We start from the raw sequence: 18,217 nt of genomic DNA on the forward strand, positions 1-18,217 counted from the left end.
TTCATCGCCGAACAAATTGCTGAACAGAAACTTCATCTAGAAACTTTTGTTCCGTTCGTTTTTCATTTTCTGTGTATTGTTGTTGTTTGATCTCTTTCATCTTTTCATATTTTCTCAAATCGATAGACTTGTACGTTAAATAGCGCTCTTTTTCGTTCATTTTTTTCCTTGCATCTTGTGTATTTGATTGAAGTCTGTCAATCTCTTTTTGCAAATAGGCAATTGTCTTTTCGTTTAGTTGAATCACGGAAATCGTTAATCCTTTTTCTAACTTTTTTTCATTTGCAGCTATTAATTCTTCTTTTCTTTTCAAGAGGTTATAAAGTTTTGTAGCTACATCTTCAAAGTTTTTTACTGCTTCCGTATAAGCAAGTTCAGCATCAGATTTTTCAAAGTCTTTCACTTCGAGAACCTTTTCCAATGTAAATTGAAAGCTCATCATTGCCCTCCTTTACCAAACGATTGAATCATTGATTCAACGTTTTCCGAAAAATCATTTGATTCATTAAGACTTTGCTTTAAAAACGCCATAATTATTGGATACTTCTTGATTGCCTCATCAACTTCTTTATTCGAGCCTTTTTTATACGCACCGATGTTAATTAAGTCTTCCGAGTCGTGATATGTTGCAAGCATGTTCCGAATATAATCTGCCGTTTCACGGTGATCTTCTGAGACGACATCATTCATAACTCTGCTAATACTAGTTAAGACATTGATTGCTGGGAAATGCCCTTTATTTGCTAATTTTCTGTCTAACACAAGATGGCCATCCAATATTCCACGAACACTATCAGCAATTGGCTCATTCATGTCATCACCATCTACTAATACTGTATAAAACGCGGTAATGGAACCTGATTCGTTCATCCCACTTCGTTCGAGCAATCGGGGGAGCATCGCAAAAACCGATGGAGTGTACCCTTTTGTAGTAGGTGGTTCTCCTACCGCTAGTCCAATTTCTCGTTGAGCCATGGCAACTCTTGTGACAGAATCCATCATCAACGTCACGTTGAGACCTTGGTCGCGGAAATACTCGCAAATGGCTGTTGCAGTCATTGCTCCTTTAATCCTCATTAAAGCGGGTTGGTCAGATGTTGCTACAACAACAACCGTATTTTTTAACCCTTCAGATCCTAAATCTCTTTCCACGAAATCTCTAACTTCTCTGCCACGCTCGCCAATTAGTGCAATCACATTCAAGTCTGCCCCTGAGTTTTTAGCAATCATTGCCATTAATGTACTTTTACCAACACCACTCCCGGCAAATATCCCCATCCTTTGTCCTTTACCGACTGAGAAAAGACCATCAATTGCTTTTACTCCAAGGCTCAATGGTTCTTGAATTCTTGGTCTCTGTAATGGGTTTGGTGGCGAATTATCTGTAGAAAACGATTGCGCACCACCAGGTATTTCACTTCCATCAAAAGGTCTCCCTAAGCTATCAACAATCGTACCAATTAAAGCAGAACTGACTTTGATTTGAAGTGGATGGTTCATCGTTTCAACTAAACTACCTGGTGCAATTTCATCCACTCGTTCAAAAGGCATGAGCAATACATTTTGCTCTCGAAATCCAACTACTTCCGCCAATATCTTCCTTCGATTTCTTTTCCCTACAATAATCTTACATAGATCACCAACAGAAGCTTGTGGACCTTTTGATTCAATCATTAATCCAACTACTTGCGAAACTTTCCCATAGTGTTTGTAAGGAGAAATATCATCAACTTCAGAGATTAATTCATCAATGCCCATGGACTTCTCCTTCTTTCAACTTTTCAAATAACACTCGCTTCATTTCTCTTAGTTGGCTATCAACAGATGCGTCAATTTGTCCATAAGGTGTTTCAATGATACATCCTCCGTCATCCAAGGAATCATCCGGAAAAATAAGTAACTCTCTTGTATGTAGAGCAATGCTTTGTAGTTCCTTTTTCTGCTGCAATGTTGTCTCATACCAAGATGGGTGTATATATATTTTCACTTCTTCTTGTTCGCGAATTTCAGTGACAGCTTCTTTCACTAAGGTTAACCAAGCGTCCTCTTCTGATTTTAGAGTGTCCCCAACTATTTTCTTCGCTATCTTCAACGCTAACTCCAACATCACTGGTGTCGATTCATCTAACTTGTTATGATAATCAACTTTTGAATGAGCGATGGTGTCCTTCGCTAATTTAATTGACGAGGTATATTCTTGTTTCCCTTGATCCAATCCATCGTGATACCCTTGGTTATATCCTTGTTCCGCAGCTTGATTAAATCTCTGTTCTGCTTCTTGTTCCATCTCTTCTCTCTTACGATCTTGCTCCATTTTCCATTCGTTTATCTCATCTTGAAAAACTTTCTTACTCTTTTCTAGCTGTTCTTTTTCGTGATGGACGGCTTGTTCTCGTTCTCTATATTGAACTCCAACACCTGAATAGTCTTTCGATTCTGTCTCAACTTCCGCTAAATCTTCTAGTCTCATAGGTTGTTCGACCGTTCGAAGTTTAATTGTCTTTTCGCTTTCGCTAGAATGAGAGGCATAAGCAGATTTGATAAGCTTAGACAATAATATCATCTCCTCCACCGCGTGCGATGACGATTTCTCCCGATTCTTCTAATCGACGAATAACGGCAACAATTCTCGTTTGTGCTTCTTCCACATCACGTAAGCGGACAGGTCCCATAAATTCCATTTCTTCTTTAAATGTTTCTGACATTCTTTGTGACATGTTATTAAAGACAATCTCTTTTACTTCATCACTAGCTACTTTCAGTGATAATTGTAAATCTTCGTTTTCAACGTCTCGAATGACTCGTTGAATCGATCGGTTGTCCAATGTAACGATATCTTCAAAGACAAACATTCTCTTTTTGATTTCTTCTGCAAGTTCAGGGTCTTGAATTTCCAACGCATCTAATATGGTTCTTTCTGTGCTTCTATCAACGCTGTTCAAAACCTCAACAACTGACTCTATACCGCCCGCTTGTGTATAGTCTTGAGTGACTGTAGCCGATAACTTTCTTTCTAATATACTTTCTACTTCATTTACAATTTCAGGTGATGTGCTATCCATAATAGCGATCCTTTTTGCCACATCTGCCTGTACCTCTTGTGGTAAAGCTGATAGTATTTGGCCTGATTGCTCACTATCTAAATAAGATAAGATGAGTGCAATCGTTTGTGGATGTTCATTTTGGATAAAATTAAAGATCTGTGCGGCATCTGTTTTTCTAGCAAAGTCAAAAGGTCTTACTTGCAATGTTGATGTTAGACGATTAATAATTTCCATTGCTTCATCAGAACCTAACGCTTTCTCTAGAACACTTTTCGCATAACCTATTCCGCCTTGAGTAATGTAATCTTGTGCAATAGCTAATTGGTGAAACTGATCAATGATTTCCTCTTTTGTATCTTGTTCTACACGTTTAACCCCAGCAATTTCTAATGTGAGCTTTTCAATCTCTTCTTCAGATAAATGTTTGTAAACTTGCGCCGAGACATCTGGACCTAAAGAGATTAATAAAATGGCGGCTTTTTGTTTGCCAGTGAGATTTTTTCGTTTCGCCACTCTCTTCTCCTCCTTCTAGTCCTCTGACAACCATGTTCGAACGAGTTTCGAAAATTCTTCTGGTTTATCTTTGGCTAATTTTTCTAGTTGTTTACGACGGGCTCTCTCTTCTGTATCAGCCTCTTCATCAATTGGAGGTAAATCATACTGAGAACGTTCATCTAAAGAAAATTCTTCAAATTCTTCTGTTTTTCTTCGGTTTCTCATTAACAAGAAAATTAACACAATTACAGCAAGAATTAACGCCCCAACAATGTAATACCAGAAAGGAGTACCTGTAGCTGGTTCTTCAAACTCTACTTTTCCGAAAAACTCTTGAGAAGAAACAAGAACTCTTTCTTCTATTTCTTCATCTTCCCATTCTGCTGTTACATCAGCATCAATGGACGTTCTTACAATTTGGCCTAACAGTTGTTGAATATCATTTAATCGATCTTGCGGTAATGATGTTGGATCTTCAGGATCAGGTGGTTCAATCATAACTTGAATCCCAATGTCGCGAATTTTATAAGGGCTTTCAACGATGTCCCGTGAAATTCGGTTTACATCATTATTAATTCTTTCTTCAATTCGTTCATAATCACCTTGTCCTCCACCAGCTGCTCCAGGGAAGTTAGGAATGTCATCTTCACCAGCGCCTGCTATTCCGCCAGCTTCCATGTCTTCCCCTTCAAAGGTTTCCGTGATTCTTTCCACACTCACAGCTAAACCTTCCATATTTTCTTCATCTGGGGCTTCAACCAACTCTTCTTGTCTGTTCTCTTGAGTGAAATCTAAATCCGTTGAAATGGATACAAGCACTTTATCAGGACCTACCATGGTACCTAACATTTGTTGTAAATCTCGTTGTATCTCTCTCTCAATATCTCGTTGAATGTTTCTATGTTGCTCATATACAGAAAGGGTTGAATCTGCCATTCCTGGTTGATTATGAAGTTCCAAATACCGAGACATTTGATCCATGATCACAATATTTTCAACAGGTAGATTTGGTACACTTTGAGATATAAGATGATATAGTGAACGCACTTGATTTTCATCTAATGCGTATCCTGCTTGCATATTCAGTAATACGGATGCCGTTGCCTCATTTGGCTCATCCCCTAGCCAAATACTTTCTTCCGGCAGAGTAATCATTACTTGAGATCCCTGTACTCCGTCGACACTTCGAATTAAGTCTTCTAATGATGTTTGAATCGCTGCTCTTTCTAATAGTTGAAATTCACTGTCTGTCGTTCCGAATCCCATATTATCTCTGAATGTTCCATAGTCAATTCTTCCTGTTTGAGGAATTCCTTCTGCTGCTAAACTCACTTTCAAATCATCAACAAGCGCTTCTGGAACAAGAATAGATGTTCCATCACTACTCACTTCGTTTGACACATTACGACTATCTAACGTCGCTTTGATTTCCCCCGTCTCTTGAACGGTTAAGTTCGAGTAAAGAGGAACGTGATTTGTACGAGACCCAAGCAAAGAAAATAACAGGAGTAGAACTAAGATAAGTATGATTGACCCTACTAGCAACCCTTTTTGTTTTTTCGTTCTTGATTGCCAAAATTCAGTTGTTTTATTTTTATATTCAATCAGTTTATCGTTCATTTTTCCTCCCACATCGCCACTTCATTTAAAATAGCTTTCCGTTTGAGAGATTCTCATTAGCTAAGGTAACTTAGCTGGAAACTCTAATAATATCGTTACTAATTAAGTTAAGATGACGGAAACAAGTGTTTAATCTTTCATCTGTTAATTTTGTGCCTTTTTCCAACTTATAAAAATTACATTTACAAAAGTCTTTTATCTTTTTTTTACTAGGACTATTAACATTTTATTTTTTTTACCGATAAAATTTATAATAACCCTCATAAATCAAAAAAACGTTCGAATTTATTGTATGTACTAAATCTTCCGGCTTAGAAAATCCTTCAAGATTAAACTTGCATTCTCATAATCTCTTGATATGCTTCAATTGCTTTATTTCTAACTTCCATAGTAGTTTGTAAGGTCACACTTGCTTTTTCAGCTGTAATCATAACGTCATGTAAATCTACTTTTTCACCTCTAGCCATTTGTTCTGTGATATTAGCTGAATCGACTTGCGCCTTGTTAACGTCTGCAATCGCCTCGTTCATCCAAGTTTTAAACGATTGCTGCGCTTCATGTGGAGTCGATCGATTAGAAGAAATTGGTTGTTGTGGTCTCATAATAGAGTTCATTTGTTGAATTCCATTGATATCCATTTGTTTCCCCCTTTAATTTAATTAGCGACCTATTTCAAGTGCTTTCAATAACATGTTCTTTTGTGCATCTAATGTCGTTACGTTCGCCTCATACGAACGGGTTGTACTCATTAAGTCAACCATTTCTTTAAGAGGATCTACGTTAGGCATTTCTACATACCCTTCGTCATTAGCATCCGGATGATCCGGCTGATACACTTGACGGAACGGCGATTGATCTTCAATTATATTACCTATTTTCACACCTTGACCAATATCGTCATTTGATTTCATTGCTCTTTGTAATTGGTTCCGAAATCCGCCAGATTGGTTTGGTTCCATCGTGACCATCTTTCGGCGATAAGGTTCCCATTCCCCATCCACTAATCTACCTCTTGTTGAATCAGCATTCGACATATTGCTTGAGACAACATCCATTCGTAATCGCTGAGCAGTTAGTGCTGATGCTGAGACATTCATTCCATGAAACATTGACATATGTCATTTACCTCCCTTGACCTAATACAGTACGAACACTATTAAATCTTCCGTTTAGTCGATCTACAAGCGTATTGTAGTAAATTTGATTTTTCGCCAATTCGCTCATTTCATGATCAATATCAACATTATTGCCATTATGGTTATACATTGTATTTGTCCGTCTAGTTACAAAACCTGCGTCATCTGCTGGGCGACCACCAAATTCTATGTGACGCTCATCTAATCGATTAGCATTTAAGCGTTGACCTTCTTTTGCACGATTTAATTCGTGAGAAAAGACTGTTTTTTGCGCTTTATAGTTTGGTGTGTCTACATTTGCAATATTTTGGGAAATAGTGTTCTGTCTTGTAGAAGCTGAAGACATAGCAGTCTCTAATAATTGAGTTGTGGAGTTATTAATCAAATTCATTATTATTCCCCTTTTTATGAATAAATAAACAAGTAATTTTTTCCTCTTTAACCACTGTCTAGATTGTATTTTATATAATAAAGCGAATTTTGTCTAACAGTCTCAGAAATTGACTATACTTCAATGAAAAAGACCTATAAAAAATTGAGGATATAGTCGTGATATGTAGCCCAAAAGACCTTTCGACAAAATTATACAAAATACAAGTTCTTTTTAACTAATAGAACTTTATCATATTTTTACATGTTTCTGTTGCTTTATTTCATAATGCATTAAAAAGAGGCTAATCATTGATTAGCCTCTCCTAGTTATATTCCATTATTTGTATATTAGTTTTTGTGCTTTTCCAACTCTACTAAAAACTTATCATTTAAAACTTTAATATACGTTCCTTTCATTCCTAAAGAGCGAGACTCAATAACGCCCGCACTCTCGAGTTTTCTCAGTGCATTAACAATCACCGAACGGGTAATTCCAACTCTATCAGCAATTTTACTTGCTACGAGTAACCCTTCATTACCATCTAATTCTTCAAAAATATGATCAACAGCTTCTAATTCACTATATGATAATGAACTAATAGCCATTTGAACGACAGCTTTACTTCTTGCTTCTTGTTCAATTTCTTCTGCTTTCTCATGAAGAATCTCCATTCCAACAACAGTAGAACCATATTCAGCAAGGATCAAATCATCATCATCAAATGAATCATCCAAACGAGCAAGGATTAGTGTCCCTAATCGCTGGCCTCCACCTTGAATTGGAACGATCGTCGTCAGTCCGTTTGCAAAAAGGTCTTTATTTTCTACTGGAAATGCAGTGAATTCACTATTAATATCTAAATTCGAAGATGTTTCGTCAAGTTTAAATAAGCCTGCTGTATACTCTTCAGGAAACCGTCTTTCTTCTAGCATTTGTTTCATCCGACTATTTTCAATCTCTTGCTTGATTGAATAACCGAGTAACTTTCCACGACGGCTTACGATAAAAATATTCGATTCAATGACATCACGAAGCGTCACCGCCATATCTTTGAAATTGACAGATTGTCCTGCACTTTTTTGAAGCATTTCATTAATTTTTCTTGTTTTTGTTAATAAATCCATTGTATTTCCTCCTGTTTTATAAAATATATTGACTTAAATCGCGATTTTTCACGACGTCTTGTAATTTTTCTTCTACATATGCTGGCGTAATGAGAATCTCTTCCATCGTAATTTCAGATGCTTCATACGAAAGGTCTTCTAGCAATTTTTCTAAAATCGTATGAAGTCTTCGAGCACCAATATTTTCTGTCTCCTCATTTACTTCCGCAGCAATTTCTGCAATTCTACGAATAGCATCGTCAGAAAATTTCAATTTTATTCCTTCTACTGCCAATAATGCTTGATACTGTTTGGCTAATGCATGTTTTGGTTCTATAAGAATTCGAACGAAATCATCCACATTTAAACTGCTTAACTCTACTCGAATTGGAAATCTACCTTGAAGCTCCGGTATTAAATCGGAAGGTTTTGAAAAGTGAAACGCTCCTGCTGCCACAAAAAGCATATGGTCTGTTTTTACTGGACCGTATTTTGTAACAACTGTCGACCCTTCCACAATAGGTAAAATGTCGCGTTGTACGCCTTCTCGAGAAATGTCTGCAGACTGTTGTTTGCTTTTTCCAGCCACTTTATCTATTTCATCAATGAAAATCATTCCAAGTTGCTCTGCCTTTTGAATGGCTTCTTGAGTAACCTCATCCATGTCAATTAGCTTTTGTGCTTCATCTTCTCTCAATAGTTTCCTAGCTTCTTTCACCTTTAATTTGCGCCTTTTCTTTTTCTTTGGCACCATGCTTCCAAGCATGTCTTGCATATTCATGCCCATTTGTTCCATTCCTGAGCCTTGGAACATATCCATAAAGTTCGACTGTTGCTCATCTACTTCTATATTGACATCCTCATTTTCCAGTTCACCCGCTGCAAGTTTTTGTGCAATTTGTCGTCTACGATCTCTTGTCGATGTCTCTTCTTGTTCGTTCTCTGATTCATCTTGCTCGTTGTCCTGATTCCCTTGGAACAACATTTCAAACGGGTTTCGGTAATTCGATTCTTTTTTTTGTGAAGGAACAAGGTATTCAACTAGTCGATGATTGGCATTTTGTTCTGCTCTTTCCATAACGCTAGCCATCTTCTCTTCTTTTACAATTCGGATCGAGGTTTCGATTAAATCTCGTACCATCGATTCTACATCTCTACCCACGTAACCTACTTCCGTAAACTTCGTAGCCTCCACTTTAACGAATGGCGCTCCAATAAGTTTTGCTAATCGGCGAGCTATCTCCGTTTTACCTACACCTGTTGGTCCAATCATTAAAATGTTTTTCGGCGTAATTTCTTCTTTTAACATATCATCTAGTAAGTTGCGCCTATATCGATTACGAAGTGCTATTGCTACAGACTTTTTTGCTTGCGTTTGACCAACGATCGATTGGTCAAGTCTTTCTACAATTTGTTTTGGTGTTAAAGAACTACTCATGTTACGCATCCCTCACTTATACAATCAGGTTTGATTTCACTTCTACATTAGTCATTTGCTAATTTTTCAACGATAATTTGGTGATTCGTGTACACGCAAATGTCTGCTGCTACTGTTAAACTTTCTTTTGCAATGTCAGCTGCAGACAAGTGATCAGCATGTTTTTTCAAAGCCCGTCCTGCAGATAACGCATAACTTCCTCCTGAACCAATCGCTAAAATTCCGTCATCAGGTTCTATTACTTCCCCTGTTCCAGCAATCAAGTAAAGGTTTGACTTATCCATCACTACAAGCATCGCTTCAAGTTTTCTTAAAACACGATCACTTCGCCATTCTTTTGCAAGTTCTACGGCCGCACGCTGAAGATTTCCATTGAATTCTTCGAGCTTCCCTTCGAATTTTTCATAAAGGGTAAAAGCATCAGCTACTGAACCAGCAAATCCTGCTATGACTTTTCCTCTATACAAACGACGAACTTTTTTCGCAGAATGTTTCATGACTACCGCATTTCCGAACGTAACTTGCCCATCACCAGCAATTGCCGATTCTCCGTTGTGTTGGACTGCGAGTATCGTTGTTCCTTTAATTGGCTCCATTCTTTAACTCCTTTCCCTTCCCATTACTATGCCCTAGGATGTGAAGATCGGTAAACTTCTCTTAAACGATCTTTCGTAACATGTGTATACACTTGCGTAGAAGATAGTTCACTATGGCCTAATAACTCTTGAACTGTTCGGAGGTCAGCCCCCTCATTCAATAAATGTGTTGCGAAACTATGACGTAAAGAGTGAGGACTCATTTTTGACGAAACCGCAGCATCGTTAACTATTTTATTTAAAATTTTTCTAATGCTTCTAGCTTCCAGTTTCCATCCGCGATAGCTTAGAAATATAGCATCTGTAGGTGCGTTTCCTTTTGCTATTAGTTTAGTCCTCGTTTCAGATAGATAAACATCTAATGCGCCAATGGCGTAACTGCCAACTGGTACATATCTCTCTTTGCGTCCCTTCCCTTGAATGAGGAGTGTTCCTAACTCTTTGTCATAATCCTCTATGTTCAAACCTACACATTCGCTCACACGAATCCCCGTTCCATAAAGAACTTCCACTAATGCAAGATTACGTTTTCCTAAATCAGTTTTAACATTTATAGAATCAAAGATCGTTTGCATTTCGTTTTCATAAAAAAAAGACGGGAGTTTCTTTTCCAACTTCGGTGTCGTAACCACTTGGAATGGGTTTTTGTCCACAAGATTTTCTCGAACTAGAAAAGACCAAAAAGAACGGAGAGAAGAGATTTTTCTAGCTACTGTTTTTCTTGCATAACTTTTATTATGTAGTGACGTTAAATAGCTTCGAATGTCTACATACGAAACAACAGCGATTGATTTTCTCAACTGCTGCATTACAAATCGATCAAAGTCTTCAATGTCTTTCTGATAATTATTGATCGTATGGATAGACGCTCGTTTTTCTATTTGTAAATAATCCATAAATTTTTTTACCCAATCATTTGACATTCTCGTCACCTTTTTTGAAAAAGATTATAGTTACTGACTTAATCAAGTTTCCCAACACGTTAAGAGCTACTAAATCTTATCACAGTTTAGTAGCTCTTTCAATAAACTTTACATTTTTTTCATAAAATTCTGAATTGTATTCAATCCTCGATCAACGAATAATCATTCTTTCTTTTAAATATAACTTATTACGGTCAATAGAATCAACTTCCATCATTTGTCCTAGTTGCGCTAGATAGAAACAAGCTCTCTTTTTCAGTCTGTTCTATTAACTGAGCAAATAATTAATCAGAATTCTATAAACAAAATAGCTGAGTTCTTAAAGATAATAGAAGTGATAACGAACAGCAATTTCACTCCCCGTTATCATCGTTTCCATTATAGACTCGTTAATTACCCTCTTCTTTATAATCGCATTCGGTGCATTGAACATGAACACCTTTTTTCGATTTCTTTTCCACTAGTAAGCTTTCACACTTAGGGCATGGTCGTGAAATTGGTTTATCCCAAGAGATAAAATCACACTCTGGATAACGATCGCAGCCGTAAAAAATTCTTTTCTTCTTGCTTTTACGTTCAACGACATTTCCTTCCGAACACTTAGGGCACTTCACACCAATTTCTTTAATAATTGCTTTTGTATTTCTGCAATTTGGAAAGTTGGAACAGGCCATAAATTTACCATACCGGCCCATTTTATAGACCATTTCATGGCCACATTTCTCACAGTCTTCTCCAGCAGGTTCATCTTTAATTTCCACTTCTTTCATTTCTTCTTCCGCTGTCTTCAATCGAATTTCGAAGTCTTTGTAAAAATGATCAATGATGTGAACCCACTTCTTTTCTCCATCTTCTATGGAGTCTAAATTCGATTCCATTTCTGCCGTAAATTCGACATTAAGAATCTCTGGGAAAAATTCTTCGATCAACTCTAGGACAATTTCTCCCAATTCCGTTGGAACGAATCTTTTCTCATCTAATGCGACGTATCCTCTTCGTTGAACTGTATCCAACGTTGGTGCGTATGTTGACGGTCGACCAATACCAAGTTCTTCCATCGTCCTTACTAGTCTTGCTTCTGTATATCTTGGTGGTGGTTGAGTAAAATGTTGATTTGGATCTATTTTAAGACTAGTCGCTTCTTCCCCTTCTTTCAAGTCAGGAAGAAGCCGGTCTTTTTCTTCTTTTCCGTCGTCATTTCCTTCAATATAAACTTTCATAAAACCTGAAAATTTCAACTTAGAACCTGTTGCCCGAAACATAACTCCGTTATTAGTTAAATCAACAGACATCGTATCCATCACTGCTGGAGCCATTTGACTTGCAACCATCCGCTCCCAAATCAATTTATACAATCGATACTGATCACGGCTCAAGTGCGGTTTCATCGATTTAGGATCCATCATCACAGAAGTTGGGCGAACTGCTTCGTGAGCATCCTGTGTCTTAGCCCCTTGTTTAGACTTTAATTCAACTGTGTTGTGGTACTCTTTTCCGTAATGAGTTTCAATATAATCTTTTGCTTCTGCTTTTGCCGTATCGGAAAGTCTCGTTGAATCTGTTCTCATGTAAGTAATCAAACCTACCGTTCCAGATTTCCCAAGGTCAATCCCCTCGTACAATTGCTGAGCTAGCATCATCGTTTTTTTCGCTCTAAAATTCAGTTTTCTAGCTGCTTCTTGTTGCAATGATGAAGTAATAAAAGGTACCACTGGATTTCGTTTTCTTTCTCTTTTCTTCACTTGATCAATCTGAAACTCATCGCCTTTGATTTTTCCGAGAACTTTATCCACGTCTTCTTGTGACTTTAATTCTGTTTTCTTCCCATCTAACGACATAAACTTTGCTTCAAATTCTTGATCGTCTTTTGTCAAAGAAGCAACAATTGACCAATACTCTTCAGGATTAAACGCTTTAATTTCATTTTCACGATCAATAATCATTTTCACAGCTACAGATTGAACGCGACCTGCACTTAAACCTTTTTTTACTTTCTTCCATAGTAATGGACTAATGTTATAACCGACTAATCGATCTAGAACTCTTCTAGCTTGCTGAGCATCGACTAAATTAGTATTAATTGTTCGTGGGTTTTTAAAAGAGTCTTTAATTGCTTGTTTTGTAATTTCATTAAATACAACACGACATTCAGAGTCTTTATCAATATTTAAACTGTCAGCTAAATGCCATGCTATCGCTTCTCCTTCGCGATCCGGGTCAGCCGCCAGATAAACGCGTTTCGCTTTTTTGGCAGCTTGTTTCAATTCTTTTAATATCGGGCCTTTCCCGCGAATGGTAATATATTTAGGTGAATAATCCTGTTCTACATCGACACCCATTTGACTTTTAGGTAAATCAATTACGTGTCCCATCGATGCTTTCACTGAATATTTTTTCCCTAAATATTTCCCAATTGTTTTTGCTTTAGCGGGAGATTCCACGATTACTAAGTAATCGGACATACAGTATTTCCTCCCCTTCAGAGGTAAGTTAAATCTTCCCTATTATTAAACACTCTTTTACCTTTTGTCAAACATACTTTTAAAAAAAGTTGTGTTTTTCAGCTTGAAAAATCTGAAAATACAAGTTATTTAAGTAAATCTCATACGTATTATGAAGCGATTTCATGTCAATCAAAATTTTTTGATTCATTTTATTTACGAGACTTTCTAAAGGATAACACATAGAAGGGAAGAATACATCGAACATGTCCTATACATACTCGTCTAAAATATCTTCTGATGTCAAAATTATTTTCGCTCCTTGCTGAATTAAACGGTTCGTTCCAGCTGATTCTGCTTGTGAAATTCTGCCTGGTATAGCAAAAACATCTCTATTTTGTTGAAGTGCACAATCACTTGTAATTAATGATCCACTTCTTTCTCTTGCTTCCACGATTAGTGTCGCTTGAGCTAGCCCACTAATGATTCGATTACGTTCTGGAAAATTCCATTTTTGTGGTTTTACGTAGGGAGGATATTCGGTGAGTACTAATTGTGTTTGTTCTAACAAGTGTTTTAAATCTTTAAGACTGTTTGGATAAAGGTGATTTAAACCATAAGCCAAAACAGCAATCGTTTTCCCTTTAGAATAAAGGCTTAACTCATGGGCTAATGTATCGATTCCTAACGCCATTCCACTTACGATCGTGATCGGTTTGTTTATGACTGGAGATAGAATAGTCTCCATTTCTTTTTTTATCCACTCAGAAGGGTGTCTCGTTCCTACTACACCTAACCGTTGAGGTGGATGAAGAATAGTCAAGTCACCTTTTACATAAAGAATCCATGGTGGATCATAAATTTCTTTTAAAAGAGTTGGATATTGATCATCAAATACATGGAAGTAGGAAATATTTTGCTGAAAAAATTCTTCCTTTAAATAATCAACATTCACTTGTTGCATATGACTATAAATCGTTGCCGCTTTTTTTGCTGATCGTGGAAATAATTGTTGAAACTCTCCAACACCCATTTCATATAAAGACGTTAAGTTATTATCGTATGTAAAGCACGTTTTTAAAAAAGAGTAATTACCGTAGGAGGAGTAATGGAGATGAAGAAGCCTGTCACCAAATGTTCGAGGGATAAACACGTAGCATGTTCCTTTCTCAGTAAACGTATTTTTTCAGGGTCTACTTTTAACAGCAGACCCTGAGTAGGTTTTAAACGTTATGAGTGAGACATTTGTTATATAAATCTTTTTCTTTTAAAACAGATATGAGCGTTTCGCCCATAACAGCAGGAGTTTCAGCTACTTTCACGCCAGCTGCATTTAATGTTTTGATCTTTTCGTCTGCGGTACCTTTACCACCAGAGATAATTGCCCCCGCGTGGCCCATACGTTTACCTGGAGGTGCCGTTTGTCCACCGATAAATCCAACAACTGGTTTTGTCATGTTTTGTTTGATCCATTCGGCCGCTTCTTCTTCAGCAGTTCCACCGATTTCACCAATCATGATAACAGCTTGGGTATCTGGATCTTCGTTAAACAAATGCAAGACATCGATAAAGTCCGTTCCATTTACCGGGTCTCCGCCAATACCTACAGCTGTCGATTGACCAATACCATTTGTAGATAATTGATGAACCGCTTCATACGTTAACGTACCAGATCTCGAAACAACACCGACGTGTCCTTTATTATGAATATACCCAGGCATGATTCCTATTTTGCACTCGTCTGGCGTAATAACACCAGGACAGTTTGGTCCAATTAAACGAGTTTTCTTGCCTTCCATATAACGTTTCACTTTAATCATATCAACAACTGGGATACCTTCGGTGATCGTGATGACAAGGTCTAATCCTGCATCAGTTGCTTCAATAATGGCATCTGCTGCAAACGGAGGTGGAACATAGACTACAGAAGCATTAGCACCCGTTTTTGCTACAGCGTCTGAAACCGTATCGAATACAGGGATACCTTCAATTTCTGTACCTCCCTTGCCTGGCGTGACACCACCGACAATATTTGTACCATATTCAACGGCTTGTTTCGTATGGAATAAACCTGTTGAACCGGTAATTCCCTGAACAATGACTTTTGTATCTTTATTGATCAAGATGCTCATTTATATCCCGCCTTTCTTACGCTTTAACTAGCGATACGATTTTTTCTGCACCATCAGCCATGGAATCTGCTGCAGTAATATCTAAACCAGACTCTTTGAGAATTTTCTTACCTAACTCAACATTTGTCCCTTCAAGACGAACGACGAGTGGAATCGTTAAGCCAACTTCTTTTGTTGCAGCAACAACACCGTCTGCAATGATGTCACACTTCATGATTCCACCAAAAATGTTGACGTAAATTCCTTTTACGTTTTTATCTGAAAGAATGATTTTAAACGCTTCCGTTACTTTCTCTTTCGTAGCACCGCCACCTACGTCAAGGAAGTTAGCCGGATCACCTGAATAATGTTTAATAATATCCATTGTAGACATAGCTAAACCAGCGCCATTTACCATACAACCAATATTTCCTTCAAGTGAAATGTAACTTAAGTCATATTTGGAAGCTTCAATTTCTTTTTCGTCTTCTTCATCTAAATCACGAAATTCGACAATATCTTTTTGACGGAATAGCGCATTGGAATCAAAGTTGAACTTTGCGTCTAATGCCATGACTTTTCCATCTCCAGTAGTAACGAGTGGGTTAATCTCAGCAATCGAGCAATCTTTCGCTTCAAATACTTTGTATAATCCCATCATAAATTTCACAGCTTCTTTCAACATTTCTTTCGGAATGTTGATATTAAAAGCTAGTCTTCTTGCTTGATAAGGCATTAACCCTGTTACAGGATCAATCACTTCTTTGAAAATCTTTTCGGGAGTTTTTTCTGCAACTTCTTCAATCTCTGTTCCACCTTCTTCAGAGGCCATCATAACGATGCGAGATGTTGCGCGGTCAACGACAAGACCAACATAATATTCATTTTTAATATCACAGCCTTGTTCAATTAACAAACGGTTGACTACTTTCCCTTCTGGACCAGTTTGATGAGTTACGAGAGTTTTCCCTAGAATCTCGCTTGCATATGTACGAACCTCATCAAGATTCTTCGCAATTTTCACTCCACCCGCTTTACCACGTCCACCTGCATGGATTTGGGCCTTGACAACGGTTACATCTGTTCCTAAAGATTTAGCAGCATCAACAGCTTCAGTAGCTGAATAAGCAACCTTCCCATCAGGAACAGCTACGCCATACTTTCTTAACAACTCTTTACCTTGATACTCATGGATATTCATAGCCATCCTCCTTACTGAGTCAAAAATAATGTTTTGTCGCGTGTTTTACTTCGCTACAACTTTCACAAATTCCTTTATTAGAATATAATTTTCTAAAAAAGGGATGCATAAAAAGTCAGAGATATTCGCCCTTATCTTTTCACACAATGTTCATTTTACTATACATTCCGACAATTTTGTGAATAAAACGCTTATTTTTTTTATTTTTTATAAAAATCATTGATTCTTCGAAATGCTGATAATCATTTTTAATTTGCTTCTTGTTAAAATATAGAATGGAAATCCATAAAAAATAGCATAGGAGATTACCTATGCTCTCGTTTTGCACGTTTCATAAATATAACCAATCGTCACTTCATTAAATTGTTTTGGTTGATCAATATTACAGACATGGCCTGAATCTTTAATACAACGAAACGACAAGGTTTGATTTTCTTCCACTAATTTTTTCACAGAGGGTAAAAACAAATAGTCCTCTTCTCCCATTACAAAAAGGGTCGGAATTTCGTTAAAATTATTCTGCAATCTGTTTAAAAGTGGATTCAACGCTTTTGTTAAAGTGAACCAGCGAATGAATTCTTTTTGGCACATCTTTTTTGCTTGATTTACAAAAGCAACTCTTGATTCTAAATGATTACTTTTCGGCATAATTATCCATGCTAGAAAACGATATAACCACATATAAGGAATAAAATATTTACTAATATCACCCAAAGTAATCAAAAACTTTGTTCTAATATTCAATTTAATAATAGCTCCACCTAATATCATTGAATCCATTCTCTCAGGATATTTTTGAGCGATTGTTTGGATAATAATTGTACCTAATGAGATACCAATAAAGTGGGAAGATCGAAGCTTTAAGTGATCAAGTATATGGATTACTTCTGTAGCCACATCAACAAAAGTATCGCCTTTATTCCATGTAATTTCACTAGATTTTCCATGGCCTCTCAAATCTATTAGTAACACATTAAAATGCTTTTTATATTCTTTCATTTGTTTAAACCATGTATTCGAGTTCCCACCCGCACCATGTATAAATGTGACCCATTCCAAAGATGGATCTTTTAAGTATTCTCGATAGTATAACACTGGGTCAACTTCCTTTCTGTATCAACATTAAATATCCTATTTTTACAAAATCTTCACATCTATTCTAGTATTTTTGATTATACCAAACTATGAATATAAAGAATAATTTTTTAACTTTTAATGCCTAAACTTTCTTGTATCACTGATACTCCATTTTTTGAAGAAAGGCAATTGTTTCGGCTGTCGATAGATATACCGCTTCCCTGACTTTGCTTTCCGCGGAGGTGGGAGTCTTCACCAATGCATTGCGCATCTCTGTTCATCTCATTAGGTTTCCATTGAAATTTCATGCGTTTTTTACTACAGCATTTCATTACATTTCTAATTACCGACAATCATTATTTACAAACATTTCGAAAACAACCTAATAAAAAGACCTGTAACACGATCACAGGTCTTTTTCAGAGTTATCATCTTCATTTTTTGTTCTTTTTTTGTTTTTCTTTTTCTGTTCGAGTATTTTCTTAATTACATGATGCACACTTCCGCTCTTCGAAGCTTGATCTGATGAATAGTAAATACCAAATTCATGTGCAATTTCATTCTTATACTTTTCTAAATATTCTTCTACTTTAGGAACAACTAATGGGGATCTTTTTTTCATAACAACAACCTCCTTAACGTTAAGGTTGCCTGATTCT

General features: G+C 36.9%; 18 protein-coding genes. All 18 read right to left on the reverse strand.

Annotation, left to right across the window (positions count from 1 at the left end; genetic code table 11):
• Position 1: 1 nt before the first annotated feature.
• The 18 genes from fliJ to QDN89_RS05020 all read right to left on the reverse strand — a co-directional run bounded on the left by fliJ (position 2) and on the right by QDN89_RS05020 (position 18,180).
• Positions 2–439: a flagellar export protein FliJ gene (fliJ, locus tag QDN89_RS04935; protein WP_280768981.1), complete on the reverse strand. Its 438-nt coding sequence runs from the start codon at positions 437–439 to the stop codon at positions 2–4.
• The gene (fliI, locus tag QDN89_RS04940; RefSeq protein ID WP_280768982.1) at positions 439–1,758 is read right to left on the reverse strand and encodes a flagellar protein export ATPase FliI; all 1,320 of its coding nucleotides are present in this window, start codon (positions 1,756–1,758) and stop codon (positions 439–441) included. Before fliI ends, fliJ begins: the two co-directional genes overlap by 1 nt.
• Positions 1,748–2,554, reverse strand: a complete 807-nt coding sequence (fliH, locus tag QDN89_RS04945) for a flagellar assembly protein FliH (RefSeq protein ID WP_280768983.1) — start codon at positions 2,552–2,554, stop codon at positions 1,748–1,750. The genes fliI and fliH overlap by 11 nt, the downstream gene beginning before the upstream one ends.
• Positions 2,547–3,557, reverse strand: coding sequence for a flagellar motor switch protein FliG (fliG, locus tag QDN89_RS04950; RefSeq protein ID WP_280768984.1), 1,011 nt, complete (start codon positions 3,555–3,557; stop codon positions 2,547–2,549). Before fliG ends, fliH begins: the two co-directional genes overlap by 8 nt.
• Before the next feature lie 15 nt (positions 3,558–3,572).
• Positions 3,573–5,159 carry a flagellar basal-body MS-ring/collar protein FliF gene (gene fliF, locus QDN89_RS04955; RefSeq protein WP_280768985.1) on the reverse strand — a complete coding sequence of 529 codons (1,587 nt, stop codon included), beginning with the start codon at positions 5,157–5,159 and terminating at the stop codon, positions 3,573–3,575.
• 329 nt (positions 5,160–5,488) lie between these two features.
• A complete protein-coding gene (gene fliE, locus QDN89_RS04960) occupies positions 5,489–5,797 on the reverse strand; it encodes a flagellar hook-basal body complex protein FliE (protein ID WP_280768986.1) in 309 nt (102 codons plus the stop codon).
• Positions 5,798–5,818: 21 nt separating this feature from the next.
• Entirely contained in the window at positions 5,819–6,274 is a 456-nt protein-coding gene (gene flgC, locus QDN89_RS04965) for a flagellar basal body rod protein FlgC (RefSeq protein WP_280768987.1), read from the reverse strand.
• 7 nt (positions 6,275–6,281) lie between these two features.
• Entirely contained in the window at positions 6,282–6,686 is a 405-nt protein-coding gene (gene flgB / locus QDN89_RS04970; RefSeq protein ID WP_280768988.1) for a flagellar basal body rod protein FlgB, read from the reverse strand.
• 329 nt (positions 6,687–7,015) lie between these two features.
• Entirely contained in the window at positions 7,016–7,792 is a 777-nt protein-coding gene (gene codY, locus QDN89_RS04975) for a GTP-sensing pleiotropic transcriptional regulator CodY (protein ID WP_280768989.1), read from the reverse strand.
• 16 nt (positions 7,793–7,808) lie between these two features.
• The gene (gene hslU / locus QDN89_RS04980) at positions 7,809–9,209 is read right to left on the reverse strand and encodes an ATP-dependent protease ATPase subunit HslU (RefSeq protein ID WP_280768990.1); all 1,401 of its coding nucleotides are present in this window, start codon (positions 9,207–9,209) and stop codon (positions 7,809–7,811) included.
• A gap of 47 nt (positions 9,210–9,256) precedes the next feature.
• Positions 9,257–9,805: an ATP-dependent protease subunit HslV gene (hslV, locus tag QDN89_RS04985; RefSeq protein ID WP_280768991.1), complete on the reverse strand. Its 549-nt coding sequence runs from the start codon at positions 9,803–9,805 to the stop codon at positions 9,257–9,259.
• Between the two features lie 26 nt (positions 9,806–9,831).
• On the reverse strand, positions 9,832–10,728 hold the full coding sequence (xerC, locus tag QDN89_RS04990; RefSeq protein WP_280768992.1) for a tyrosine recombinase XerC: 897 nt from the start codon (positions 10,726–10,728) through the stop codon (positions 9,832–9,834).
• A 389-nt stretch (positions 10,729–11,117) separates the two neighbouring features.
• Entirely contained in the window at positions 11,118–13,190 is a 2,073-nt protein-coding gene (gene topA, locus QDN89_RS04995) for a type I DNA topoisomerase (RefSeq protein ID WP_280768993.1), read from the reverse strand.
• A 250-nt stretch (positions 13,191–13,440) separates the two neighbouring features.
• Positions 13,441–14,322: a DNA-processing protein DprA gene (gene dprA / locus QDN89_RS05000; RefSeq protein WP_280768994.1), complete on the reverse strand. Its 882-nt coding sequence runs from the start codon at positions 14,320–14,322 to the stop codon at positions 13,441–13,443.
• A 70-nt stretch (positions 14,323–14,392) separates the two neighbouring features.
• Entirely contained in the window at positions 14,393–15,301 is a 909-nt protein-coding gene (sucD, locus tag QDN89_RS05005; RefSeq protein ID WP_280768995.1) for a succinate--CoA ligase subunit alpha, read from the reverse strand.
• 16 nt (positions 15,302–15,317) lie between these two features.
• A complete protein-coding gene (sucC, locus tag QDN89_RS05010) occupies positions 15,318–16,481 on the reverse strand; it encodes an ADP-forming succinate--CoA ligase subunit beta (protein ID WP_280768996.1) in 1,164 nt (387 codons plus the stop codon).
• A gap of 309 nt (positions 16,482–16,790) precedes the next feature.
• Entirely contained in the window at positions 16,791–17,576 is a 786-nt protein-coding gene (locus QDN89_RS05015; RefSeq protein ID WP_280768997.1) for an alpha/beta fold hydrolase, read from the reverse strand.
• Between the two features lie 388 nt (positions 17,577–17,964).
• Positions 17,965–18,180, reverse strand: coding sequence for a small, acid-soluble spore protein, alpha/beta type (locus QDN89_RS05020; protein ID WP_280768998.1), 216 nt, complete (start codon positions 18,178–18,180; stop codon positions 17,965–17,967).
• Between the last annotated feature and the right edge of the window lie 37 nt (positions 18,181–18,217).

Source organism: Salipaludibacillus daqingensis, from assembly GCF_029891575.1.
GTDB classification, from domain to species: domain Bacteria; phylum Bacillota; class Bacilli; order Bacillales; family Salisediminibacteriaceae; genus Salipaludibacillus; species Salipaludibacillus daqingensis.

Excerpts from the sequence above, each read along its gene's own strand:
- fliJ (WP_280768981.1), bottom strand. The coding sequence starts at position 439 with ATGAGCTTTCAATTTACATTGGAAAAGGTTCTCGAAGTGAAAGACTTT.
- fliI (WP_280768982.1), bottom strand. The coding sequence starts at position 1,758 with ATGGGCATTGATGAATTAATCTCTGAAGTTGATGATATTTCTCCTTAC.
- fliF (WP_280768985.1), bottom strand. The coding sequence starts at position 5,159 with ATGAACGATAAACTGATTGAATATAAAAATAAAACAACTGAATTTTGG.
- fliE (WP_280768986.1), bottom strand. The coding sequence starts at position 5,797 with ATGGATATCAATGGAATTCAACAAATGAACTCTATTATGAGACCACAA.
- flgC (WP_280768987.1), bottom strand. The coding sequence starts at position 6,274 with ATGTCAATGTTTCATGGAATGAATGTCTCAGCATCAGCACTAACTGCT.
- flgB (WP_280768988.1), bottom strand. The coding sequence starts at position 6,686 with ATGAATTTGATTAATAACTCCACAACTCAATTATTAGAGACTGCTATG.
- codY (WP_280768989.1), bottom strand. The coding sequence starts at position 7,792 with ATGGATTTATTAACAAAAACAAGAAAAATTAATGAAATGCTTCAAAAA.
- hslU (WP_280768990.1), bottom strand. The coding sequence starts at position 9,209 with ATGAGTAGTTCTTTAACACCAAAACAAATTGTAGAAAGACTTGACCAA.
- hslV (WP_280768991.1), bottom strand. The coding sequence starts at position 9,805 with ATGGAGCCAATTAAAGGAACAACGATACTCGCAGTCCAACACAACGGA.
- xerC (WP_280768992.1), bottom strand. The coding sequence starts at position 10,728 with ATGTCAAATGATTGGGTAAAAAAATTTATGGATTATTTACAAATAGAA.
- topA (WP_280768993.1), bottom strand. The coding sequence starts at position 13,190 with ATGTCCGATTACTTAGTAATCGTGGAATCTCCCGCTAAAGCAAAAACA.
- sucD (WP_280768995.1), bottom strand. The coding sequence starts at position 15,301 with ATGAGCATCTTGATCAATAAAGATACAAAAGTCATTGTTCAGGGAATT.
- sucC (WP_280768996.1), bottom strand. The coding sequence starts at position 16,481 with ATGAATATCCATGAGTATCAAGGTAAAGAGTTGTTAAGAAAGTATGGC.
- QDN89_RS05020 (WP_280768998.1), bottom strand. The coding sequence starts at position 18,180 with ATGAAAAAAAGATCCCCATTAGTTGTTCCTAAAGTAGAAGAATATTTA.